Annotated in this window: 21 protein-coding genes; 16 read left to right on the forward strand and 5 right to left on the reverse strand. The window is 51.6% G+C overall.

Going from position 1 to position 21,632, the window contains the following annotated elements; translation table 11 throughout:
* Window positions 1-2 precede the first annotated feature (2 nt).
* From ACJJIB_RS02475 to ACJJIB_RS02490, 4 genes are all read right to left on the reverse strand, one after another.
* Entirely contained in the window at window positions 3-611 is a 609-nt protein-coding gene (locus tag ACJJIB_RS02475; RefSeq protein ID WP_444887772.1) for a LysE family translocator, read from the reverse strand.
* Window positions 612-622: 11 nt separating this feature from the next.
* Entirely contained in the window at window positions 623-1,372 is a 750-nt protein-coding gene (locus tag ACJJIB_RS02480; protein WP_444887773.1) for an SDR family oxidoreductase, read from the reverse strand.
* Between the two features lie 247 nt (window positions 1,373-1,619).
* Window positions 1,620-2,771 (reverse strand): PilT/PilU family type 4a pilus ATPase, encoded by a 1,152-nt coding sequence (locus ACJJIB_RS02485; RefSeq protein WP_152450611.1) that lies wholly within the window; start codon window positions 2,769-2,771, stop codon window positions 1,620-1,622.
* Between the two features lie 47 nt (window positions 2,772-2,818).
* Entirely contained in the window at window positions 2,819-3,853 is a 1,035-nt protein-coding gene (locus tag ACJJIB_RS02490; RefSeq protein ID WP_252084158.1) for a type IV pilus twitching motility protein PilT, read from the reverse strand.
* Between the two features lie 69 nt (window positions 3,854-3,922).
* Here ACJJIB_RS02490 and ACJJIB_RS02495 point away from each other — a divergent pair, with 69 nt between their 5' ends.
* Both ACJJIB_RS02495 and ACJJIB_RS02500 read left to right on the forward strand, forming a co-directional pair.
* The gene (locus tag ACJJIB_RS02495; protein WP_444887774.1) at window positions 3,923-4,627 is read left to right on the forward strand and encodes a YggS family pyridoxal phosphate-dependent enzyme; all 705 of its coding nucleotides are present in this window, start codon (window positions 3,923-3,925) and stop codon (window positions 4,625-4,627) included.
* 72 nt (window positions 4,628-4,699) lie between these two features.
* Window positions 4,700-4,984, forward strand: a complete 285-nt coding sequence (locus ACJJIB_RS02500; RefSeq protein ID WP_252084160.1) for a hypothetical protein — start codon at window positions 4,700-4,702, stop codon at window positions 4,982-4,984.
* Between the two features lie 59 nt (window positions 4,985-5,043).
* Here the strand turns inward: ACJJIB_RS02500 and ACJJIB_RS02505 are convergent, their stop codons facing one another.
* On the reverse strand, window positions 5,044-7,047 hold the full coding sequence (locus tag ACJJIB_RS02505; protein WP_444887775.1) for a S9 family peptidase: 2,004 nt from the start codon (window positions 7,045-7,047) through the stop codon (window positions 5,044-5,046).
* Window positions 7,048-7,189: 142 nt separating this feature from the next.
* Here ACJJIB_RS02505 and proC point away from each other — a divergent pair, with 142 nt between their 5' ends.
* The 14 genes from proC to ACJJIB_RS02575 all read left to right on the forward strand — a co-directional run bounded on the left by proC (window position 7,190) and on the right by ACJJIB_RS02575 (window position 21,558).
* Entirely contained in the window at window positions 7,190-8,023 is an 834-nt protein-coding gene (gene proC, locus ACJJIB_RS02510; RefSeq protein ID WP_444887776.1) for a pyrroline-5-carboxylate reductase, read from the forward strand.
* A 63-nt stretch (window positions 8,024-8,086) separates the two neighbouring features.
* Window positions 8,087-8,695 carry a YggT family protein gene (locus ACJJIB_RS02515; protein ID WP_252084163.1) on the forward strand — a complete coding sequence of 203 codons (609 nt, stop codon included), beginning with the start codon at window positions 8,087-8,089 and terminating at the stop codon, window positions 8,693-8,695.
* A gap of 150 nt (window positions 8,696-8,845) precedes the next feature.
* Window positions 8,846-10,813 carry a dynamin family protein gene (locus ACJJIB_RS02520; RefSeq protein WP_444887777.1) on the forward strand — a complete coding sequence of 656 codons (1,968 nt, stop codon included), beginning with the start codon at window positions 8,846-8,848 and terminating at the stop codon, window positions 10,811-10,813.
* 103 nt (window positions 10,814-10,916) lie between these two features.
* A complete protein-coding gene (gene metX, locus ACJJIB_RS02525) occupies window positions 10,917-12,122 on the forward strand; it encodes a homoserine O-succinyltransferase MetX (protein WP_444887778.1) in 1,206 nt (401 codons plus the stop codon).
* Entirely contained in the window at window positions 12,113-12,703 is a 591-nt protein-coding gene (gene metW, locus ACJJIB_RS02530) for a methionine biosynthesis protein MetW (protein ID WP_252084166.1), read from the forward strand. Before metX ends, metW begins: the two co-directional genes overlap by 10 nt.
* 136 nt (window positions 12,704-12,839) lie before the next feature.
* A complete protein-coding gene (locus ACJJIB_RS02535; protein WP_444883429.1) occupies window positions 12,840-13,283 on the forward strand; it encodes a DUF4426 domain-containing protein in 444 nt (147 codons plus the stop codon).
* Window positions 13,284-13,413: 130 nt separating this feature from the next.
* Window positions 13,414-14,034 carry an RdgB/HAM1 family non-canonical purine NTP pyrophosphatase gene (gene rdgB / locus ACJJIB_RS02540; RefSeq protein WP_444887779.1) on the forward strand — a complete coding sequence of 207 codons (621 nt, stop codon included), beginning with the start codon at window positions 13,414-13,416 and terminating at the stop codon, window positions 14,032-14,034.
* Entirely contained in the window at window positions 14,024-15,238 is a 1,215-nt protein-coding gene (hemW, locus tag ACJJIB_RS02545) for a radical SAM family heme chaperone HemW (RefSeq protein ID WP_444887780.1), read from the forward strand. Before rdgB ends, hemW begins: the two co-directional genes overlap by 11 nt.
* Window positions 15,239-15,382: 144 nt before the next feature.
* Window positions 15,383-15,712: a thioredoxin TrxA gene (trxA, locus tag ACJJIB_RS02550; protein WP_252084169.1), complete on the forward strand. Its 330-nt coding sequence runs from the start codon at window positions 15,383-15,385 to the stop codon at window positions 15,710-15,712.
* A 372-nt stretch (window positions 15,713-16,084) separates the two neighbouring features.
* Window positions 16,085-17,344: a transcription termination factor Rho gene (gene rho / locus ACJJIB_RS02555; RefSeq protein ID WP_108731406.1), complete on the forward strand. Its 1,260-nt coding sequence runs from the start codon at window positions 16,085-16,087 to the stop codon at window positions 17,342-17,344.
* A gap of 269 nt (window positions 17,345-17,613) precedes the next feature.
* On the forward strand, window positions 17,614-17,883 hold the full coding sequence (gene rbp, locus ACJJIB_RS02560) for an RNA-binding regulator (protein ID WP_020413665.1): 270 nt from the start codon (window positions 17,614-17,616) through the stop codon (window positions 17,881-17,883).
* Between the two features lie 155 nt (window positions 17,884-18,038).
* Window positions 18,039-19,505: a 4-hydroxy-3-polyprenylbenzoate decarboxylase gene (gene ubiD, locus ACJJIB_RS02565; RefSeq protein WP_252084170.1), complete on the forward strand. Its 1,467-nt coding sequence runs from the start codon at window positions 18,039-18,041 to the stop codon at window positions 19,503-19,505.
* A gap of 179 nt (window positions 19,506-19,684) precedes the next feature.
* Window positions 19,685-20,905, forward strand: coding sequence for a serine hydrolase domain-containing protein (locus ACJJIB_RS02570; protein WP_444887781.1), 1,221 nt, complete (start codon window positions 19,685-19,687; stop codon window positions 20,903-20,905).
* A gap of 140 nt (window positions 20,906-21,045) precedes the next feature.
* Window positions 21,046-21,558 (forward strand): hypothetical protein, encoded by a 513-nt coding sequence (locus tag ACJJIB_RS02575; protein WP_444887782.1) that lies wholly within the window; start codon window positions 21,046-21,048, stop codon window positions 21,556-21,558.
* Window positions 21,559-21,632 lie beyond the last annotated feature (74 nt).

The following is a 21,632-nucleotide window of genomic DNA, read 5'->3' on the forward strand; positions in this document are numbered from 1 at the left end:
AGTTAAACCATTCCGCGCAGGAACACGATTAGCACAGCTGCTACCATCAGAAGGGCAAAGCAAACTCTGATTATTCGTGCCTGTTTAGGTTTATGAAAAACCGGTCGCAAACTTCCTCCCAAACATAGCCAGATAAAATCGACCACAGCCGCGACTATCAAACAGACCATTCCAGTAGCAATGTAACTTAAGTTGCTTTCTTCAATTGGCAGTAAAAATTGGGAAAAGATGGCAAAGAAGGCGGCATAAGCTTTTGGGTTGAGTAGATTAAAAATAAACCCATCCAACAGTGATGGCGCTTGAGTTTCCGCTGATGGGTTTTTCTCTATTACCGGGGCTGTGGCAATTTTTATGGCGATATAGCCAATATACAAAGCCCCGCAAAGTTGTACGGCAAAGCGCGCCTCGGGCCAGGTTGCCAGCAGGGCCGCTATCCCGGCGGTTGCGCCCATAATTGCAACGCTTAGCCCCAGTAGGATACCGATAAGAAAATGGCTACTTTTCCTGATCCCAAAAGTTGCCCCAGAAGCGGCCAGCGCAAGTGGTGCGGGACCGGGGGAGCCAAGTAGCAGAGCTGTTGCCGCAACAAGGGAAAAAAGTGCTTCCAACATATATTCTTATCTTATTTTCCACCTGCGACATCAATAAATGAGCCGGTTGTAAAGGTTGATTCGTCACTGAGAAGCCAGGCCACAGCCTTAGCCACTTCTTCTGCTTGCCCGCCACGTTTGAGTGGAATTGCAGACTTTACTCGCTCAATTCTATCTGGTTCGCCGCCATCAGCATGCATTTCCGTGTAAATAAAACCCGGTCTTACACCGTTCACTCGAATTCCCTCACCGGCGACTTCTTGGCTGAGTCCGATGGTTAGAGTATCTACAGCACCTTTGCTAGCCGCGTAATCGATATATTCGTTAGGTGACCCTGAACGGCTGGCGGCGGATGAGATATTGACAATGGTTCCTCCGCTGCCCCCGCTTTTTGTTGACATCCTCTTAATCGCCTCGCGACAGCAGAGCAATGTACCGGTGATATTGGTCCGAAGGATCTCGTTGATACGCTGAGAATCCATTAATTCAACACGCATCTGCGGTTTAATGATTGCGGCATTGTTTACCAAGCTGTTAATCGGGCCGAGATTTTGGTCAACCTTTTTGAATAGACGGACAATCTCATCTTCTGAAGTGATATCGGCACGTGCCGCTATTGCAGTAACGCCCAAAGATTGAAGTTCATTTACTAGGTCTTCCGCTTGCTTCCTTCGTTCCCGATAGCTGATGGCAATCTGATATCCACGTTGAGCCAGTAGTTTTGCTGTGGCGGCACCGATTCCCCGGCTGCCTCCGGTTATCAAGGCAACTTTATTTTTCATTTCTATGGCCGCGATGAAGTGAGTAATTCGGTGAGGGGAGGAGAAGGGTAAGGAAATATTGTTCCCCAAGTCAAATAGTAGGTTGGGGCCCTGAGTATCTTGGAATAAAGCAGCTCGTAAATTATTGAGCGCAGCTTGCAGTGGACTTATCGGGAAATTAAAAGCGGTTTTTTCAGATGAGAACCGTTTACAGGTGTTAGGGCGTTGATTTTTCTGTAAACGGTTCTTGGATAGCTAAGTGGCAACCTTAGTAAAGTTGCGGCCCACCATCGCCGTACTCAGAGTCATTTTGTAGACTCAACTCACCGGCGGCGCTGTTTAAATACTCCGCATCGGATTCAGACTTAAGCTTGATCATCAGGCGCAAGTCGTTGGCGGAGTCGGCGTGGGCGAGGGCGTCCTCGTAAGTAATTTCGCCGCGATCGTAGAGTTCATACAGCGCCTGGTCGAAGGTCTGCATGCCCTGTTCGCCGGAGCGTTTCATCAACTCCTTCATCTTGTGCACCTGGCCTTTGCGCACCAGGTCTGACATCAACGGCGTGTTGATCATAATTTCCAGACAGGCGCGGCGGCCATCGCCATCCGGTGTTGGTACCAGCTGCTGGGCAACCATGGCCTTAAGGTTCAGGGATAGATCCATAAACAGCTGTTGGTGACGGTCTGCCGGGAAGAAGTGAATGATCCGGTCGAGGGCTTGGTTGGCATTGTTGGCGTGCAGTGTACACAGGCACAGGTGACCAGTTTCGGCGAAAGCAATGGCGTGCTCCATCGTTTCGCGGGAGCGCACCTCACCAATCAGGATGACATCTGGCGCTTGACGCAGAGTGTTCTTCAAGGCGATTTCGAAGGAGTCGGTATCTAGACCCACTTCGCGCTGGGTCACAATACAGCCGCGGTGCTGGTGGATAAATTCGATCGGGTCCTCAATGGTGATGATATGACCCTTGGTGTTCTCATTGCGGTGGCCGATCATCGAGGCCAGGGAGGTGGACTTACCGGTACCGGTGGCACCTACAAAAATAATCAGCCCGCGCTTGGTCATGGCCAGATCTTTGAGTACATCCGGCAGGCCGAGGCCGTCAATGGTGGGGATTTTTGTTTCGATGCGTCGCAGCACCATACCCACCAAGTTGCGCTGGAAGAAAGCCGACACCCGGAAACGGCCCACGTTGCGTACCGCAATGGCGAAGTTTAATTCCTTCTTCTCGGCGAACTCACGGCGCTGTTTCTCATTCATGGTGCCCACTACTAGCTCGCGGGCTTTTTCTGGGGTGAGGGCACTGCTACTGCAAGGCACCACGCGGCCGTGCAGTTTGATGGAAGGCGGTACGCCGGCGGTGATAAACAGATCCGATGCACCTTTCTCTACTACCAGCTGTAGGAGTCTTTCTATATCCATGATTGTTACCGCGTATTATTTTTTGACTGAAGAGGGGCCGTTAATGCTTAGAAGTTTTCTGGCATCTTGGCTTTTTCCCGCGCGACTTCGCGGCTGACGATACGTCGCGCCACTAGGTCTTCCAGACACTGGTCCATGGTCTGCATACCAACGCTGGCACCAGTCTGGATGGCGGAGTACATCTGCGCGATTTTGTCTTCGCGGATCAAGTTGCGGATTGCGGGAGTGCCGCGCATGATCTCGTGGGCAGCGACACGGCCACCGCCGTTTTTCTTCAGCAGTGTCTGCGAGATTACCGCTTGCAGAGATTCCGATAGCATGGAGCGCACCATGGCTTTTTCCTGTGCCGGGAACACATCCACTACCCGGTCGATAGTCTTGGCGGCGGAGGTGGTATGCAGGGTGCCGAATACCAAATGGCCGGTTTCCGCTGCGGTTAATGCCAGGCGAATAGTTTCCAGGTCGCGCATCTCGCCCACCAGAATGATATCCGGGTCTTCACGCAGGGCCGAGCGCAATGCTTCTGCGAAGCCGTGGGTATCTCTATGCACTTCGCGCTGGTTCACCAGGCATTTTTTGGATTCGTGAACGAATTCGATGGGGTCCTCAATGGTGAGGATATGCTCGTATTTGTTGTCGTTGATATAGTCCATCATCGCGGCGAGGGTGGTGGACTTACCGGAGCCGGTGGGCCCTGTGACCAAGACCAGGCCGCGCGGAGTATCGGAGATTTGTTTGAAAACTTGGCCCATGCCCAGATCCTCCATGGTTAAAACCTTGGAGGGAATGGTCCGGAATACGGCACCGGCACCGCGGTTGTGGTTAAAGGCGTTCACACGAAAGCGGGCTACACCAGGTACCTCGAAAGAGAAGTCGGTCTCGAGAAATTCTTCGTAGTCCTTACGTTGCTTGTCGTTCATGATCTCGTAGATCAGGCCGTGCACCTGCTTGTGTTCCATGGCCGGCAGGTTGATGCGGCGCACGTCGCCATCCACACGGATCATCGGCGGAAGGCCTGCGGAGAGGTGCAGATCCGAAGCGTTTTGTTTGGCGCTGAAGGCGAGGAGTTCAGTGATATCCATACTGCTACCTTATGGTTCTTGTTTGGGCTCAGGTAAAATCGCCACTCATTTCGGTAAGGGCCTCAGTATATGCGCAAAGAGACAATCGTCGAAAACCTGAATGCAGTAGGTGAGCGGATTGTGACCTGCTGCAACAACTGCGATCGCGATCCTGCAGAAATTACCTTGCTAGCGGTTTCCAAGACCCGCCCGGCGGAGGATTTGCGTATCGCCTATGCGGCTGGCCAGCGACACTTTGGCGAAAACTATTTGCAGGAAGCCCTGGAAAAACAGAATGCCCTACAAGATCTGGATATCCACTGGCATTTTATCGGGCCATTGCAGTCGAATAAGTCTCGCGCGGTAGCCGAGCACTTTGATTGGATGCATACGGTGGATCGTCTGAAGATCGCCCAGCGTCTGTCATCCCAGCGGCCAACTAATTTGGCTCCCCTCAATATCTGTCTGCAGGTCAATATCGATAATGAGCAGAGCAAGTCTGGCATAGCTCCACAGGATTTGAAGGCACTGGCGTGGGAAGTAGTGCAATTGCCGGGACTGCGCCTGCGTGGTTTGATGGCGATCCCGGCGGCGCGACAGACAGTACAGGCGCAACACCAACCTTTTTTAGAGATGGCGCGCCTGCTGCATTCTCTGCAAGAGTTATTTCCCAACGAGGAGCTGGATACACTTTCCATGGGTATGTCTGCCGATATGGAGGCGGCGATTGCCTGCGGTGCGACCATTGTGCGCATCGGCACAGATATTTTTGGCGCGCGCAATTACTCTGAATGAAAGATCCTATTTTTATCCGAACGCTTGCCCGAAGTTCTAGGGCTGAGTTCGTGGGGAAAGTGTAAGAGACCAATGAAACGCTCAGGGACTCTCGAAGTGATATTGCTGGGGTTGACGCTATGCGCAGTGATTTCCCTGTCTATGGCACACACCCTGCTGGTGACCTGGATGGCCTTGGAATGGCTGGCTTTTCTTTGCCTGCTTTCCTTTGCGCTACCTAAGGTCACACTGATCACCAATTTCTTAGACCGCACCGTCTCCCAGGCCCTGTGGCCTGAGAGCCGGCACTGGTTATGGATACTTGCCATAGCGCTCAACTTGATCGCTGTTGTGGAAACATTGAGTTTAAGGCCTTAAAAACTAAACGGCCCACTGGGCCGTGTATTAAGCATTACGATTTATAAGAGCCTTTGGCACTACTCAACTAAAGTCAGTTTTTCCTTCTGTGTTTCGTCGAGCAAGTGTTCGGCAAAAAACAATGCGGTAGCCTGGGTGAAGACATCATTGTTTTCCTTTTTACGGTAGCCGTGCCCCTCATTTAACGCATTCATGTACCAAACCTGGTTACCGCTTGCTCGCAGTGCCGTCACGATCTGTTCCGCTTCTGTGACGGGGACGCGAGGGTCGTTTTGTCCCTGCACCACAAACATGGGTACCTGGATTTTCTCCACATGGTTGTTAGGGCTGATACCTTCCAGGAATTCGCGCATTTGCGGATCGCGCTCGTCACCGTATTCCACACGGCGCAGGTCCCGGCGATAACTCTTGGTATTGGTGAGAAAGGTGACAAAATTGGAGATACCGACAATATCCACAGCCGCTTTTAAACGATCCGAATAGTGAACGCTGCTGGCCAGTACCATATAGCCGCCGTAGCTACCACCGAAGACGGCAACCCGCTTGGCATCCAGGTCCGGCTGGGTGGCGATCCAGTCTAATAGCGCGCCAATGTCTTTCACCGAATCTTCACGCTTGTAGCCGTTGTCCATGGCCAGGTAACTTTTTCCGTAGCCGGCGGAGCCGCGCACATTAGGAGCGATCACTGCAGCCCCCAATTTCTTCAACCACAGTTGGTACTTGCTGGAAAACAGTGGGCGGTACTGAGCTTCGGGGCCACCATGAATGGAAATAATGACCGGCACAGGCGCCTTTATATCGCGTGGTTTGTAGACGAAGGCGGGAATCTTGCGTGGCTCGCCATTTACCTTATCGAAAGTGGGGTAGTGCACCAGCTTGGGCTCGATAAATTGCTCGGTATCCAGGCCGCCCACCTCACTAAATGTCCAGCGGTTCAGATCGCCACTGGATAGGGGGCGCCGGCCCAGATCCAAAACAAAGGTATCGGTGGGGGTTTTGGGGGTGTTCAGTGATAACGCTAACTTGTCTCCGCTGGGGTTGAACTCGATACCGCCGATCACACCAATAGGTAGTGTGTCGACTTTGCGGTAGCGATCATTGCGCGGATCGTACAAGTACAGTGCCGACATGCCGTTCTCGTTGGACACGAAAGCACCGCGGCGGCCGTCCTCACTAAGGACAAAGCTGCTGATATCCCAGGGAATACCGGCGCTAATAATTTTCTCATCGCCGCTGGCTAGATCTTTGCGGATCAGTTGGGTGAACTCGCCATTTTTATCGCTAACCAGGTATATGGAGCGGTCGTCGTAGCTAAAGCCGGCGGGAAAGTTGCGAGAGTCTTTTTCATCATCACCGGAGAGCAATGTTATTTCGCCGCTGTCCAGGTCCAACAGGTGAACTTTAGAGCGGGTGGAAGAAATATATTGCAGAACCAGTAGCTGGCTGCCGGATTGAGAGAAGTCACTGGGTCCCCACCAGCTACCATCCTCCGATTTTAGTATCAGGCGATCTTCATTTTTCTTGTCGCCAATCATAGTCAGCCAGATATCGTTGGCCCTACCATCGCGGCGGGTGCTTTGGTAAGCCAGGGCCGAGCCCTGCTTATTCCAAAGAATGGCACCATTGCGAGATTCGCCATCGCTGAGCATCTTGCTCTTACCGTTGGCACTGTCAAATAGGAAAATCTGCGCATATTCGTTGCCGCCGGCGTCCATGGTGTAGGCCAGCTGTCGGTGCTGGGGGCGGGTAAGTACTTCCCCAATGGGTTCGTCAAAAAAAGTCAGCTGGCGGCGGGCTCCTCCAGCGCGCTCTACCTTGTGCAGCTGGTTTACCTCGCCAAAGCGGGTACTGATATACATACCGCTGCCTTGCATATCCCAGCCGCGAAAACTGGCTGAGCGCACATTCTGGTAGCGGTCGAGCTCTTCCACCAGGCTCGCTGGGATTGGGGGGATGTCCTGTAACTGCAGCTGGCCATTATTCTCTGTGCGGGTCTCCACCCCATGGGCAACAGCAGCCGCGCTGAGCATTGCGGCGGTCACCAAATAGCGCCATTTCAACATCGTGTTCTCCTTGGCTAGCGCACTCGGGCGCGCTTCTCTTGTTATTGGAATTGAGCGACCACATATTATCGGAATCCCTGCGGGGTATAACAGCCAGTAAAACTCACAGAGAATGAGGCGAATGCTCGCCGAGGTAACCCAAGTGACTGCAACAAATCCCAAAATTGTTTTTATCGGCGGTGCTGGAAATATGGCCGGTGCGGTAATCGGTGGCCTGCTGGCGGCGGGATACCCGGCCGATAGAATTGTGGCTACCGGGCGTGATCCCCTCAAACTTGAGGCGTTTGCCAAGCGCCACAATACCGTGGTGCACAGTGACAATATCGTCGCAATCGATGGGGCCGATGTTATCGTTTTGTCGGTAAAACCCCAGGTGATGCGCGATCTGTGCATGGATTTGCGCCCCCACCTGAAAGGACGCAAGCCGCTGATTATTACTTTGGCCGCAGGTATTCCCTTGGCTGCCTACCAGCGCTGGCTGGGGGAGCATCTGCCGATTGTACGCGCTATGCCCAATACGCCGGCTCTAGTGCAGAGTGGGGTGACCGGGTTGTTTGCAGATGAGGCGGTAACTGCGGAGCACCGCGCCATTACTGCGCGCATAGTCAACGCAGTAGGTATCTCCCTATGGGTGGATAAAGAAGAGGGCATCGACCAGGTGATCGCTGTGGCAGGGTCGGCGCCGGCGTACTTCTTTCAGTTTATGGAGGCGATGATCGACGCCTCCGCAGCCAGTGGCTTTGCCCGCGCCGATGCCGAGCGCCTCGTGTTGCAAACTGCCCTGGGCGCCGCCAAACTGGCCATGACCAGTGATGTAGATGTAGCCCAGTTGAAGCGCAATGTGATGTCGCCGGGTGGTACCACCGAGCGCGCTGTGCAGCGCTTTGAGCAGGGCGGCCTGCCGCAGTTGGTGGCCGATGCCATGCGCGATTGTGCCGAGCGCGCTGCAGAGATGGCTCGCGAACTGGACCAATAAACTTATCAACACAATAAATGGTGCAGGCTGCGCCGCGAGTTGATCACTCTTTAGGGATTTTCAATGACAAGTACCTTCAGCAACATCGGTGTTTTCCTGGTGGCTACCCTGGGTATCCTCTACCTATTTGCGGTATTGATGCGTTTTTTGCTGCAGTTGGCCCGGGCAGACTTCTATAACCCGATTTCTCAGGGCATCGTTAAAGTTACCAATCCGCTACTACTGCCACTGCGCAAGGTGGTGCCGGGTCTCTTCGGCGTGGATATGGCCTCGGTAGTGCTGGCCTTGCTGGTGGGGCTAGTGATGATACTGGTTTGCGGTGCGTTTGCCGGATTTGGTCTTTTCAATCCCCTGAGTGCACTGCTGTGGTCTCTAATCGGCTGTGTCGCTACCGTGATTGCGGTCGTGTTTGTGGGAATGCTGATCTCCATTGTGTTCAGCTGGATCGCTCCGCAGAGCAGCCACCCAGCACTGATGCTACTGCGCCAGTTGCTAGAGCCCTTCTGCGCACCGGTACGCCGCTTGATTCCGCCTTTGGGGGTGATCGATATCAGCCCTATCTTCGTGTTTATTCTGCTTACTGTGGCGGATAAGTTGCTATTAGGCTTTGCCAGTATGGCCAATATGCCGCGCTTTGTTTACAGCCTTTTCTGGCATATCCCCGGTTTTTAAATTGACTACTGTGCGCTTTTCTTCCACCGCGCGCACTGGATCGCATTTGGCGCAGTGTTAGACTTTTATACTAACGGCTACCGGACCAACTCAGCTTTGAGTGCTTTGGGTCGGTAGCCCACAGAGTATAAATTACAAGAATACTGTGAAATGGAAGACGCACTCCTACGCCAACATATCTCTGAATACGATCGCTGGAAAAAGAATCTGGATCGACAATTCGCCCAGTTCAGTCAGTGGTTACAGCAGCATTTCCCCAACTCTGCCGGCGCCTGCCAAGTTGTACAGCAGGCCCGTGCGCTTCTCAGCGATGATCAGTTCACCTTGGTGTTTGTGGGAGAATTTTCCCGTGGCAAAACCGAGCTGATCAATGCCCTCTTGGCACAGACCTACGGTCAGCGGCTGCTACCCTCCAAACCCGGCCGCACCACCATGTGCCCAACGGAGATCTTTAGCGATGGCGGAGAGCGCGCCAGCCTGCGCCTGTTGCCCATTGAGACCCTGGCGACCAATACCAGCCTTGAGAGTTTCCGGCGAATTCCACAGAAGTGGGTCACGCACGAGTTCGATGCCAATAATCCCGATGCGACCCGCGAAGCTTTACTAAAAGTGGCCGCCACCAAATCGGTGTTGCCGGAGGAGGCTGCGCGTTATGGCTTCGATCGCCGCCACCTGGATGACAAAGGCAATTTGGTGGAAATTCCCGCCTGGCGCTATGCGCTGATCTGCCTGCCACATCCACTGCTAGATCAAGGCCTGCGGATTATTGACACACCGGGACTCAACGCTCTGGGCAATGAGCCGGAACTGACTCTGAGCACATTGCCTGGCGCCCAGGCCGTCGCATTTCTGCTGGCCGCCGATGCCGGTGTCAGTGGCACTGATATGAATATGTGGGAGACCCACCTGGCTCCTCTGCGTGAACATCGCGGCACTCCGGTTATGGCGCTGCTGAATAAAGTGGATGTGCTTTGGGATGATCCAGATGAAGATGCGCAGCAACTGTTGCGGCGCATGCGTTCTCAGGTCGCAAAATTACTGTCCCTGCCACAGGAGAGTGTCACCGGAGTCTCGGCAAAAATGGCTCTGTTGGCGCGTCAACAGCAGGATGTCGATCTTTTGCGCAACAGCTGTTTTACTGATTTTGAAAAGCTGTTGGTTCAACGTTTGCTGGAGCACCGCCAAAAAGTGGCGGAACACCGCTCTCTGCACCAGGCCCTGACGTTGATGGCGGATACCCGCGATCTGCTCAAGCGCAGGCTCAACAGCGGCCGTGCCGCGCTGATGCATTTGCAGCGCAATAGTGCCAGCACAGAGGAGCAACTGACCGAGTTGGGCCAGTTGCAGCAGACTGTACGTGAGCAACATAAGCTCTGTCATCAGGAGTTACTCACCCTGAAGTCCAGCCAGCGCATGCTAATGCGGCAGAGTACGGCCCTACTCGCGCCTATTACCATACAGCAGCTGCAACGGTTGGTTGATGAAACCAGTAAGGCGCTGCATAAGCGTTGGACACCCATGGGACTTGCCAAGGCCATTGATACTTTTATGGAAGGAGTCGATTGCCAATTAGCCACCTTAGAGCGGGAAGTGGATCAGGCGAATCGGCTGTTGGATGCGATTTTTGAGCGTTCCAGCCTGAAGAAGGTGGACAGTGCCGAACAGTACTTCACCATTCGCCAATTCCGTATCACCCTGCGCGGCCTACACCGCCAGGCGGCCCAGCTGCGACGCTCCCCACAGCTTTTACTGGCGCGGCGCAACCGTTTGAGCGAGCGTTTTGTTACGACCCTGGCCAGTGAGGTAGGGCGCCTTTATAGCGAAATGGGTGCCGCGGCAGAAAACTGGCTTGAGCAGGCGCTGGAACCACTCAAGCAACATACACAATACCAAAAACATCTTTTGAATCGGCACTTGATTAAATTGACCGAGCTGAAGCAGAAAACCCGAAGTCGGCACACCGATTTGCGTACCCTAGAGGATGAAGTACTGCGCAATGATCGGGCCCTGTCGGCCCTGGAGGACTTACTGCGCCACAGTACTTCGGCACCACAGCCTTTGGCGCCAGCGCCGCGCGCGCACAATGTCACCCCACTGAAACCAGCTCTGACGACTTAACGCTCTCGCCGGCGGTTGCTAATTGTCATAAGTTGCAGCACTCCCGTACACTTGCTGGAGAGACAATAACCAACCGCCAAATAACCCGACAGATATAATTACTTTGTCCACGGAAAACTCCAGCCCCTCCCGCGAGGCACCCAGTACAGCAGATCACGGCTTTGTAGGTCTTGTAACAGCAAAGAGCCACAAGTTTTGTGAACCTCTGCAGTTGGCCTGCGGGCGTGTTTTACAGGACTACACCCTAGTCTATGAAACCTATGGCGAAATGAATGCCGATAAAAGTAACGCGGTGTTGATTTGCCATGCGTTATCCGGTCACCACCATGCTGCGGGCAGACACAGCCCCGAGGACAAGCGCCCAGGGTGGTGGGACCACTATATCGGTCCCGGCAAGCCCATCGATACCAATAGGTTTTTTGTGGTGGCGGTCAATAACTTGGGCGGCTGCCATGGTTCTACCGGGCCCGTCTCTAACAATCCCGCCACGGGTAAACCCTGGGGCCCGGATTTTCCCTCCTTGCGAGTGCGCGATTGGGTACACAGCCAGGCGCGCTTGGCAGATATTCTTGGCATAGAGCAGTGGGCCGCAGTGATTGGTGGCAGCCTGGGAGGAATGCAGGCCATGCGTTGGTCTCTGGAGTACCCGGAACGCTTGCGCCATTGCGTGGTGATTGCTTCGGCGATGAAACTCTCGGCGCAGAATATTGCTTTCAATGAGACCGCACGTCAGGCGATAACCTCGGATCCGGATTTCTGTGCAGGGCGCTATCTGGAGGAGGGGAAACTGCCACGTGGAGGTTTGGCCGTCGCGCGCATGATTGGCCACATTACCTATCTTTCCGATGATGGTTTGGCGCATAAATTTGGTCGTGAACTGCGTTCCGGCAGCTTCCAGCAGGGCGTTGACGAAGAGGTGGAGTTCCAGATTCAGAGTTATTTGCGCTACCAGGGTGATAGCTTTTCCAGCAGTTTCGATCCAAATACCTACATCCTTATGACACGAGCGCTGGATATTTTTGATCTCGCACGGGAGTACAACGACGACCCAGTAGCGGCTTTTGCCCATGCGCGTTGCCGCTTCCTGTTGATCTCCTTCACTTCGGACTGGCGCTTCGCCCCCAGCCGCTCGCGGGAAATCGCCGATGCGTTGATGCACGCCAATCGGGCGGTGAGTTATGCAGAAATAGAGTCCGCCATGGGACACGATGCCTTCCTGTTGCCAAATAAGCGCTACGAGGGCGTCTTTCGTGCCTACATGCAGCGTGTAGCGCTGGAGCACAAAGCAGGGCAGCTCGCATGCGTATAGATCTCAATGTAATCCAGGAATGGATAGCACCCGCAAGCCGAGTACTCGATCTGGGCTGTGGTGATGGTGAACTGTTGGAACAGTTGCAGAAGAACAAAGACGTTGTCGGTTACGGACTGGAAATAGATGCGCAGCAGATACATCGCTGTGTGCAGCGTGGGGTCAATGTCGTCGAGCAAAACCTCGATGCGGGGCTTACCAATTTCGCCGATGCCAGTTTCGATACCGTGGTAATGACCCAGGCCCTGCAAACGTTGAGGCACCCGCATCTGGTGGTGGGTGAAATGTTACGAGTTGGGCGCGACTGTATTATTACCTTCCCCAACTTTGGCCAGTGGAAGGCCCGCTGGCACCTGGCTTTTTCTGGGCGTATGCCGGTTTCCGATTTATTACCATTTGAATGGTATGACACACCCAATATTCATTTTTGTACTTTTCGAGACTTCGAGGTGCTGTGCGGGCAGAACGATTGGACTATTTTGCACCGCCAGGTAGTATCTGAGTCGAAATTAGGGGTGGTCTTTAAAGACTTTTTGCCAAATTTATTCGGTGAGACCGCGATATACCACCTGACTCGCTAAACTAATATCTGCGCCAAGTTTTTGTTCCGGGTCTCTGGGGCAAACTGCTGATATGGGTGATTATCGCTCTGGCCAAACCGCCGGGTCTGCCCGGTTATTCAGTTGAAAGGGCGCTCATAACAATTGGAGGTGACCCGTGAACCGCATCTTTAATGTCGCTGCCGCTCTTACGCTGCTCTTCCTGACCGCTAGTGCCATGGCACAACAGGCCCGTGTTATTAAGAATTACGAGGACTTCGGAGATTACCGGGTGATTTTCTCGGTGTTCAACAGTGACTTTATCCAGCCGGACATTGCCCAACAGTACCAACTGGTGAGGGCTAAAGACCGCGCCTACGTGAATGTCTCTGTGGTGAAAAAAGATGGTGGTACCAAGGGCCTCAGTGCGGAGATGTCCGGCAATGCGACAAACCTGATTCAGCAGTCGCGACCGCTGAAGTTTAAAGAAATTCGGGAAGGCGACGCGGTTTACTATCTGGCACCCTTGCGCTTTGAAAAAGAGGAAACTCTCACCTTCAATGTGGATGTGACCCTGCCCAATGGCAAGAAACAGACAATTTCCTTCCGTCGCAAGCTCTAGCGGCAATGGTGAATGATCTGAGTGAGCGATTCTCTCTGTTTATACGGCTGCAAGCTGTGTGATCAAGAAAGACTTCTCAATTAAACTGAATCCTTTGCGGGCCCAGAGCCCGTTTTTTATTTGATACGGCATGTTAAAAAGAATTGTTTTGGCCAGCGGTAACGCCGGCAAATTGCGAGAATTTTCCCAACTCTTCAACAGCTGGGACATCGAGGTTCTGCCACAGTCGGAATTCGGTGTGAGTGATACAGAGGAGACGGGGCTCAGCTTTATTGAAAATGCCCTGATCAAAGCACGTCACGCCAGCCGCATTAGCGGCCTCCCGGCGCTAGCCGATGACTCTGGGTTGGCAGTGGATGTGCTCGGTGGTGCGCCGGGAATCTATTCGGCGCGATATTCCGGCGAGGGTGCTACGGATGCACGCAATAACAACAAGCTGCTTGAGGCCTTGCAAGGGATCGAAGAGGTGCGTCGTGGTGCCAGTTTTCATTGTGCACTAGCCTTTGTACGCAGTTTTGATGACCCTGTCCCCCTAGTATGTAGTGCCCAGTGGCGTGGCCATATACTCACTGAGCCTGCCGGTGAGCAGGGCTTTGGCTACGACCCCCTGTTCTTTGTGGATGCGGAAGGGATGACCTCTGCGCAGATGCCGAGAGAGCTGAAAAACCGCATTAGCCACCGCGCCCAGGCAGTGGTGGCATTTGAAACGATGTGGCAGGAAACTATGCTGGGTACCGATCTTGCAGGATAGAAACCATAGTTTGCAGTTACCGCCGCTTAGCCTTTACGTACATATCCCCTGGTGTGTGCGCAAATGTCCCTACTGTGATTTCAACTCCCACCAGGCGAGCAGAGATCATACGGATACGGAGTATGCTCTCCCACAGGCGGACTATGTGGCGCAACTGCGCCGTGATTTGATCAGCCAGCTGCCTTGGGTGCAGGGACGCAAGCTGCGCTCGATTTTCTTTGGTGGTGGTACCCCGAGCCTGTTTTCTCCCGAAGCAATCGGCCAGATCCTGATAATGGCTGAGGAGCTGGTTGGCTTCAGTGAGAATATTGAAATAACTTTGGAAGCCAATCCGGGTACTTTCGAGCAGGCTAAATTCACCGGCTATCGGGCCGCAGGGGTTAATAGACTCTCGATTGGCGTGCAGAGTTTTAGCAGTAGCCAGTTGCACAATCTGGGCCGTATCCACAGCGGTGAAGAGGCCAGTGAGGCCCTAGGGATGGCGCGGAAGGCCGGCTTCGATAATATCAATCTCGATCTGATGCATGGCCTGCCTGGACAGACAGAGGCTGAGGCTCTGGAAGACCTGCAGCGCGCTGTCTCCCTGGCGCCTGAACATATCTCCTGGTACCAATTAACCATTGAACCCAATACAGCGTTCTACAGCGCTCCCCCCTCGACACCGGGTTCACAGCTGATCGCCAGTATGCAGAGCCACGGGCGCGAGTTCCTTGCCTCGGAGGGATACTTTCGCTACGAGGTGTCCGCCTACAGTGGCAGGGGACTGGAGTCGCGCCACAACCTCAACTATTGGGGCTTTGGCGATTACCTGGGCATTGGTGCCGGAGCCCATGGCAAGGTCAGCTTGCCCGCAGAGGGGAAGATATTGCGCAGTCGCCGTACGCGAACTCCAAGAGACTACCTATCCATTGCACCCCAGGGAGGGGAGCTGTTGCAGCGCGCACTGGCTGAGCCCCATATTGATTCAATAGAGTTCAGCGATTTGCCCCTTGAGTTCTTGATGAACGCCCTGCGCCTAGTCGAGGGTGTACCGGTAGATACTTTTGAGCGCTATACCGGCCTATCATTGGAGGCTCTGCAGCGACATTGGCCGGGGCTGATGGCTATGGATCTGGTACAGCCGCTGGAGCGCCGTATTGCTGCCAGTGCCTTTGGCTTTGACTATCTTGATGAAATTCTTCAGCGGTTTTTGGAGCAGGCCTGATATCTGAGCAGGGCTTGAAAACGGAATTAATGCCCCAAACTCTGGGCTGATCGGCGCAATACAGCTGTATTACCACAGCCGGCATCGTGAGATGATGCGCCTGCGGTGTCCCCGCATCGAGTAACTAAAGAACAGGAAAGCATTATGAGCGAGCACGCAATCATCAACGTAACCGACGCTGAGTTTGAAGCCGAGGTTCTCAAGGCTGAAGGTCCGGTGCTGGTGGACTTCTGGGCGCAATGGTGCGGTCCGTGCAAAATGATCGCTCCGGTCCTGGAAGACCTCTCTGGTCACTATGGCGAAAAATTGAAAATCGTCAAAGTTGACGTGGATGCCAACAAAGAAACCCCGGCAAAGTACAATGTACGCGGTATTCCTACCCTGCTGCTGTTTAAAGGTGGCAATGTGGAAGGCACTAAGGTTGGCGCCCTGTCTCGCGCCCAGTTGACCGAGTTTATCGATAGCCAGCTTTAATCCCGGTTAATTCATCCTGCAAAGAAGGCAAATTTCTTTGCAGGATGGGAAACACCCGTTATACTGGCTGTAATTCTGTAATAGTTCAGTCAGCTGTGAATCCAGTGACGACCAGCTGAAGAAAACGCCCCCCCATAGGTCCCTGACTATTCCCGGCGTATTTATTCCTCGAATTGAGCTTAATTGAGACGGCTTTCCCTATAACGTTTAGTGTTGGAAAGCTAAAGCCAATGAGTATTACGCTTTTGAAAGGCATGGAGTCCTGGAGTACCGGGCAAATAAACGAGCAAATCTCTGATTTTCAAACCCCTCCTCAAATTATTTCCGGCGTGTCCGCGCCAATGACAACAGAAACCTTAATAAGCAATTGGTATGAATCTCTCCGAATTAAAAACCAAACCCATTGAAGAGTTGATTGAAATAGCCAAAGGCATGGGCCTGGAAAACCTGGCCCGGTCGCGTAAACAGGATATTATTTTTAATATTCTCAAACGCCACGCCAAAAGCGGTGAAGATATTTACGGTGATGGCGTATTGGAAATCCTTCAGGATGGTTTTGGATTTTTGCGTTCCGCTGATTCCTCCTATCTTGCGGGTCCGGATGATATCTATGTTTCCCCCAGCCAAATTCGTCGATTTAATTTGCGCACGGGTGACTCAATTTCCGGAAAAATTCGCCCACCAAAAGAGGGTGAGAGATATTTCGCTCTATTAAAGGTTAACGAAATTAATTTCGATAAACCGGAAAATGCCCGCAATAAGATTCTTTTTGAAAACCTCACCCCGCTTTTCCCCAACGATCGCTTAACCCTGGAATGTGGAAATGGCTCTTCCGAAGACCTGATTGGCCGCATTATTGATCTGGTTGCGCCGATTGGTAAGGGCCAGAGGGGTTTGATCGTGGCGCCGCCAAAAGCCGGTAAAACGATTATGTTGCAGAATATGGCTCAGGCTATCACGCGCAACAATCCGGAGTGCCACCTTATTGTCCTGCTGATCGATGAGCGCCCGGAAGAAGTTACCGAAATGCAGCGCTCGGTGCGCGGAGAAGTGGTTGCCTCTACATTTGATGAGCCTCCGGCACGTCACGTACAGGTTGCCGAGATGGTTATCGAAAAGGCCAAGCGCCTGGTAGAGCACAAGAAAGACGTGGTCATTCTGTTGGACTCTATTACCCGTCTGGCGCGTGCCTATAACACCACGGTACCCAGTTCCGGTAAGGTATTGACTGGTGGTGTGGATGCCCACGCCCTCGAGAGACCTAAGCGTTTCTTCGGCGCCGCACGGAATATTGAAGAAGGCGGAAGTCTGTCTATTATTGCTACTGCACTGATTGATACTGGCTCGAAGATGGACGAGGTGATTTTCGAGGAGTTTAAAGGCACGGGTAATATGGAGTTGCAGTTGGATCGTAAGATCGCGGAAAAACGTGTTTATCCGGCAATTAATGTTCGACGCTCGGGAACACGTCGAGAAGAGCTGCTGATGCCTGAGGGCGAGCTGCAGCGGGTATGGATCCTGCGCAAGTTACTACATGATATGGAAGATGTAGCCTCAACTGAATTCCTGGTGGACAAGCTGAAAGACTTCAAGACAAATGACGAATTCTTCCTGTCCATGAAACGGAAATAATTTTTTTATATAAAAGGCGCCCATATCGGCGCCTTTTATATTCTGGTTTGCACAAAGTGATTATTTGCGCGAATTAATGTTGAAAAGGCGAGCTATAAGGCATATAAAGTTCCACATCGTGGCGCTGGGTATGTAATTTATAGTTTGGCGCCCGACCGAATTGGCCCAGGGATAACCCCGCAAAGGGCCAATCTCAAATGGATAATCTGGTGGAGCTGGTTATTCATTTGTGACTGCACGACAGCCCACACATCTAGTGAGAACCTTTTGTGAATATCTATATTGGAAATCTGGCCTACGCGGTAACCTCTGACGACCTGCACGAAGCTTTCGGCGCATTCGGAGAAATCTCTCGGGCTACTGTTATTACTGACCGTGAGACTGGCCGCTCTAAGGGCTTCGGTTTCGTAGAAATGCCTAACGACGACGAAGCGCGCAAAGCGATCGAAGAGATGAACGACCAGCCTCTGTCTGGCCGTAACATCCGCGTGAACGAAGCTAAGCCTCGCGAAGATCGTCCGCGTCGCCCTCGCTTCTAAGCTACGGCTAGCTTAAGTTTTTTGCGACCCGCAGCATTTTGTTTGCGGGTCGTTTCTTCCTTTTCTCAATTGGCACCCTATCCTGGGGGCTGTTCCCCATTTTGTAATTTCTGTTTTACACTGCGCGCTGGATTTTTCTTCTTGACCGGCAGCCCATGAAATACAAAGACCTGCGTGATTTTATCCAATTGTTGGAAAAGCGTGGCCAGCTCAAACGGATTAAATTCCCTGTAGACCCCAATCTGGAAATGACAGAAATCTCTGATCGCGTTCTGCGCTCGGGAGGTCCTGCATTACTTTTTGAAAATCCTATCGGTTTTGATACGCCGGTGCTCGCCAATCTGTTTGGCACCACTGAGCGAGTAGCGCTTGGGATGGGGCGTGAGAGCATTGATGACCTACGTGAGGTGGGTGAATTACTCGCCTTCCTCAAGGAACCTCAACCGCCTGAGAATTTGCGCGATGCCTGGGAAAAACTGCCGGTTTTCAAGCAAGTGCTCAATATGGGGCCGAAGGTGGTCAAGGGTGCAGCCTGTCAGCAGGTGGTAGTAGATAAAGCTCAATTAGACCTCACCAAATTGCCAATTCAGACCTGCTGGCCGGGAGATGCGGCTCCATTGGTAACCTGGCCATTGGTGATCACTCGTGGGCCAGAGAAGAAGCGCCAAAACCTGGGTATTTATCGCATGCAGTTAATCGGTAAAAACCGACTGATAATGCGTTGGCTCAGCCACCGGGGAGGTGCGTTGGATTACCGTGATTGGTGCCGGAAGCACCCCGGGGAACCCTATCCTGTAGCTGTAGCACTTGGTGCAGATCCGGCCACAATACTGGGAGCAGTGACCCCGGTACCTGATAGCCTGTCGGAATACGCCTTTGCCGGGCTATTGCGTGGAGATAAAACCGAAGTAACTGGTGCATTGCTCAGTGATCTGCAGGTTCCCGCCAGTGCTGAGTATGTGTTGGAAGGTTTTATCTACCCCGATGACATGGCCGATGAAGGCCCCTATGGGGATCATACGGGCTATTACAATGAGGTGGACCGTTTCCCGGTGTTTACGGTGGAGAAAATCACCCACCGGAAAAACCCCATATATCACAGTACTTACACTGGCCGTCCGCCGGATGAACCCGCGATCCTGGGCGAGGCGCTCAATGAAGTATTTGTGCCTATTTTGCAGAAACAATTTCCTGAAATTGTCGATTTTTACCTGCCACCTGAAGGCTGCTCCTATCGGCTAGCTGTAGTAACTATGAAAAAGCAGTATCCCGGACATGCCAAAAGGGTAATGATGGGAGTCTGGTCTTTCCTGCGCCAGTTTATGTATACCAAGTTTGTTATCGTTACCGATGATGATGTGAATGCAAGAGATTGGAAAGATGTAATTTGGGCTATGACAACCCGTATGGACCCCGCGCGTGATACGGTGATGGTGGAAAACACCCCGATTGATTATCTGGATTTTGCCTCACCAGTTTCTGGCTTGGGTTCGAAGATTGGTTTTGATGCTACTAATAAATGGCAGGGAGAAACCAATAGAGAGTGGGGTAATCCTATCGAGAAAGATCCACAGGTGGTCCAGAGAGTCGATGAAATCTGGTCCAAATTAGGTTTTGAATAATTACTGGTCCTACTTTATTTTAGTTGTCCTTCCATAGGGCGTCCCAAGAGGCGCTCTAGTTGCTAATTTCTTAGCATTTAACCATTTTCCATATTCCCGCATCTATAGATAAAGCTGATAACGTCAAATCTCGGTATCAGCTTTATGGCCGTCTTTGATTAATTGTGGGGAATATTTAAATGAGAGTACTTTATGCTGTCAGCTTAATGATTGTTGGCGTTTTCGGATTTTGGGCTATATTGCCAAGCCAGCAGGAGAGAAGCGCCGAGATTACCAATATTGAAGAATTTCTGCCCGCAATTATGACAGAGGCGGCTATTCCTGGTATGGCCGTCTCAAGAGTAAAAGACGGTAAGCTTGTTTTTCAGCAAGTCTACGGAATGGCGGATGTGGAATCTGGTGAGGCAGTTACCCAGAATACTCCCTTTAATATCGCATCAATTAGCAAACCTATTATGGGCGTAACGCTATTGCAATTGGTCGATAATGGAAATTTGGAACTCGATCGGGATATCAATACCTATTTACCATTTAAGGTGGATAATCCACATACAAGAGGTGAAAAAATTACTTTAAGAAATCTGGCAAGTCACACTGCAGGTATTGCGGATTACTATGACTATGCCACTTATTCTGAAAACCGCGACCCAGAAATTAGTCTTGAGCAACATCTCCGTGCTCTCCTTACTAAGGAAGGTAGTCTGTACAATAATGGAGACCATTATCTGAAATCTATGCCAGGGAAAAGACGGCAATACAGCAACTTATCTGCAGGTTTGGCGGGGCTTCTAGTGGAGTCTGCAATAGGCCAAACCCTCGCTGACTATAGCAAGGATACCCTTTTTCACCGTTTGGAAATGGAAAGTGCAAGCTGGAAACTTAATGGAATGGATCTGAATTCTATAGCTGTGCCTTATAAAGTAGAGCAATGTGTACCATTTGTCGGCCTGTGTACTGATGATGAATCGAGCAAAATAAATTATTTTGTGGGAAGGTTAATTAAGCCACCTTTCGAATATAAAAAATTTCATCCATATCCTCACAATGGTAATCCACAGTATCCGGATGGTGGTGTTCGCGTAAGTATTGCAGACCTTAGTGATTTCCTACTGGCAGTCCTTCATAACCGGGATAAATCAGGGGCGAAACTCTTGTCTGATGCCATGTATGAAGAAATGTTTCGTTTGCAGTTGCCCAAATCGGTTTCTGATTCGCAACGCTTTTTTTGGAGAGATCGCGATGGGTTTGTGGGGCATATGGGGTCAGATCTGGGGGTTTTTACTGCTATGTATTTTGACCCAGACCGTAAGGATGGCTTTATTATACTAATGAACCGTGGTATGGATAGTAAGTCAGCCGAGGCGATGAGGCATATTGCCAGACGCTTAGTGCAAATATAATAATCATAAATAAGATAAAGTGATTAAGGTTGTATCTGAAATTTCTGAAAATCCATTAATAGGTTTTTTCGGTGATTGAGGAAGTTCCAATGGGTATCATTGGGTTGAGCTCTCTCACTATAGGAAAAGGAGTACCAATTATGATTAGAGCCAAAGAGGATATAATTAAAATTCTTTCAGTCGCCCTGTGTTGTTTTCCACTTATGGTGAATGCAGGAGAGACTAACCTGAAGAGTAAGGAAGCTTTCGAACGAATAAAATCACTTAGTGGAGACTGGAAAAAGGAAGGCGATACTGGGGGGGATTTTTATATTAAATTTTCCCAGACTGCCGGAGCCTCTGTTTTGGTAGAGAATTGGCTGTATAAGGGTAAATCTCATTCGCTCACTATCTATCATATGGATAATGGCAATTTATTGGCAACCCACTATTGCCCTCAAGGAAATCAGCCCCGTTTGCAGCTTAGTTCAAGTGGTGAAAGAAGACAGCTGTTATTTTCTTTCAAAGATGCTACCAATCTTTTGGATTTAGAAGCCAATCACCAACATAGTTTGGGCTTTGAGTGGTTAGAGAGTGAAGGGATTATCCGTACAGAGAGCTATATGGAAAATGGAGCTCTAAAGCCTTCGAGTATGCGCCTAGTACGTAAGTAAACTGTCAAATCAATCAATTCTGTATATCACTCTTTCTTGCAATAAAGCTGGTAATGATTTTTCTGCCAGCTTTT

It is taken from the genome of Microbulbifer mixtoriginis (SeqCode), assembly GCF_052467705.1.

Excerpts from the sequence above, each read along its gene's own strand:
- ACJJIB_RS02475 (WP_444887772.1), bottom strand. The coding sequence starts at position 611 with ATGTTGGAAGCACTTTTTTCCCTTGTTGCGGCAACAGCTCTGCTACTT.
- ACJJIB_RS02480 (WP_444887773.1), bottom strand. The coding sequence starts at position 1,372 with ATGAAAAATAAAGTTGCCTTGATAACCGGAGGCAGCCGGGGAATCGGT.
- ACJJIB_RS02485 (WP_152450611.1), bottom strand. The coding sequence starts at position 2,771 with ATGGATATAGAAAGACTCCTACAGCTGGTAGTAGAGAAAGGTGCATCG.
- ACJJIB_RS02490 (WP_252084158.1), bottom strand. The coding sequence starts at position 3,853 with ATGGATATCACTGAACTCCTCGCCTTCAGCGCCAAACAAAACGCTTCG.
- ACJJIB_RS02495 (WP_444887774.1), top strand. The coding sequence starts at position 3,923 with ATGCGCAAAGAGACAATCGTCGAAAACCTGAATGCAGTAGGTGAGCGG.
- ACJJIB_RS02500 (WP_252084160.1), top strand. The coding sequence starts at position 4,700 with ATGAAACGCTCAGGGACTCTCGAAGTGATATTGCTGGGGTTGACGCTA.
- ACJJIB_RS02505 (WP_444887775.1), bottom strand. The coding sequence starts at position 7,047 with ATGTTGAAATGGCGCTATTTGGTGACCGCCGCAATGCTCAGCGCGGCT.
- ACJJIB_RS02515 (WP_252084163.1), top strand. The coding sequence starts at position 8,087 with ATGACAAGTACCTTCAGCAACATCGGTGTTTTCCTGGTGGCTACCCTG.
- ACJJIB_RS02520 (WP_444887777.1), top strand. The coding sequence starts at position 8,846 with ATGGAAGACGCACTCCTACGCCAACATATCTCTGAATACGATCGCTGG.
- metW (WP_252084166.1), top strand. The coding sequence starts at position 12,113 with ATGCGTATAGATCTCAATGTAATCCAGGAATGGATAGCACCCGCAAGC.
- rdgB (WP_444887779.1), top strand. The coding sequence starts at position 13,414 with ATGTTAAAAAGAATTGTTTTGGCCAGCGGTAACGCCGGCAAATTGCGA.
- trxA (WP_252084169.1), top strand. The coding sequence starts at position 15,383 with ATGAGCGAGCACGCAATCATCAACGTAACCGACGCTGAGTTTGAAGCC.
- rho (WP_108731406.1), top strand. The coding sequence starts at position 16,085 with ATGAATCTCTCCGAATTAAAAACCAAACCCATTGAAGAGTTGATTGAA.
- ubiD (WP_252084170.1), top strand. The coding sequence starts at position 18,039 with ATGAAATACAAAGACCTGCGTGATTTTATCCAATTGTTGGAAAAGCGT.
- ACJJIB_RS02570 (WP_444887781.1), top strand. The coding sequence starts at position 19,685 with ATGAGAGTACTTTATGCTGTCAGCTTAATGATTGTTGGCGTTTTCGGA.
- ACJJIB_RS02575 (WP_444887782.1), top strand. The coding sequence starts at position 21,046 with ATGATTAGAGCCAAAGAGGATATAATTAAAATTCTTTCAGTCGCCCTG.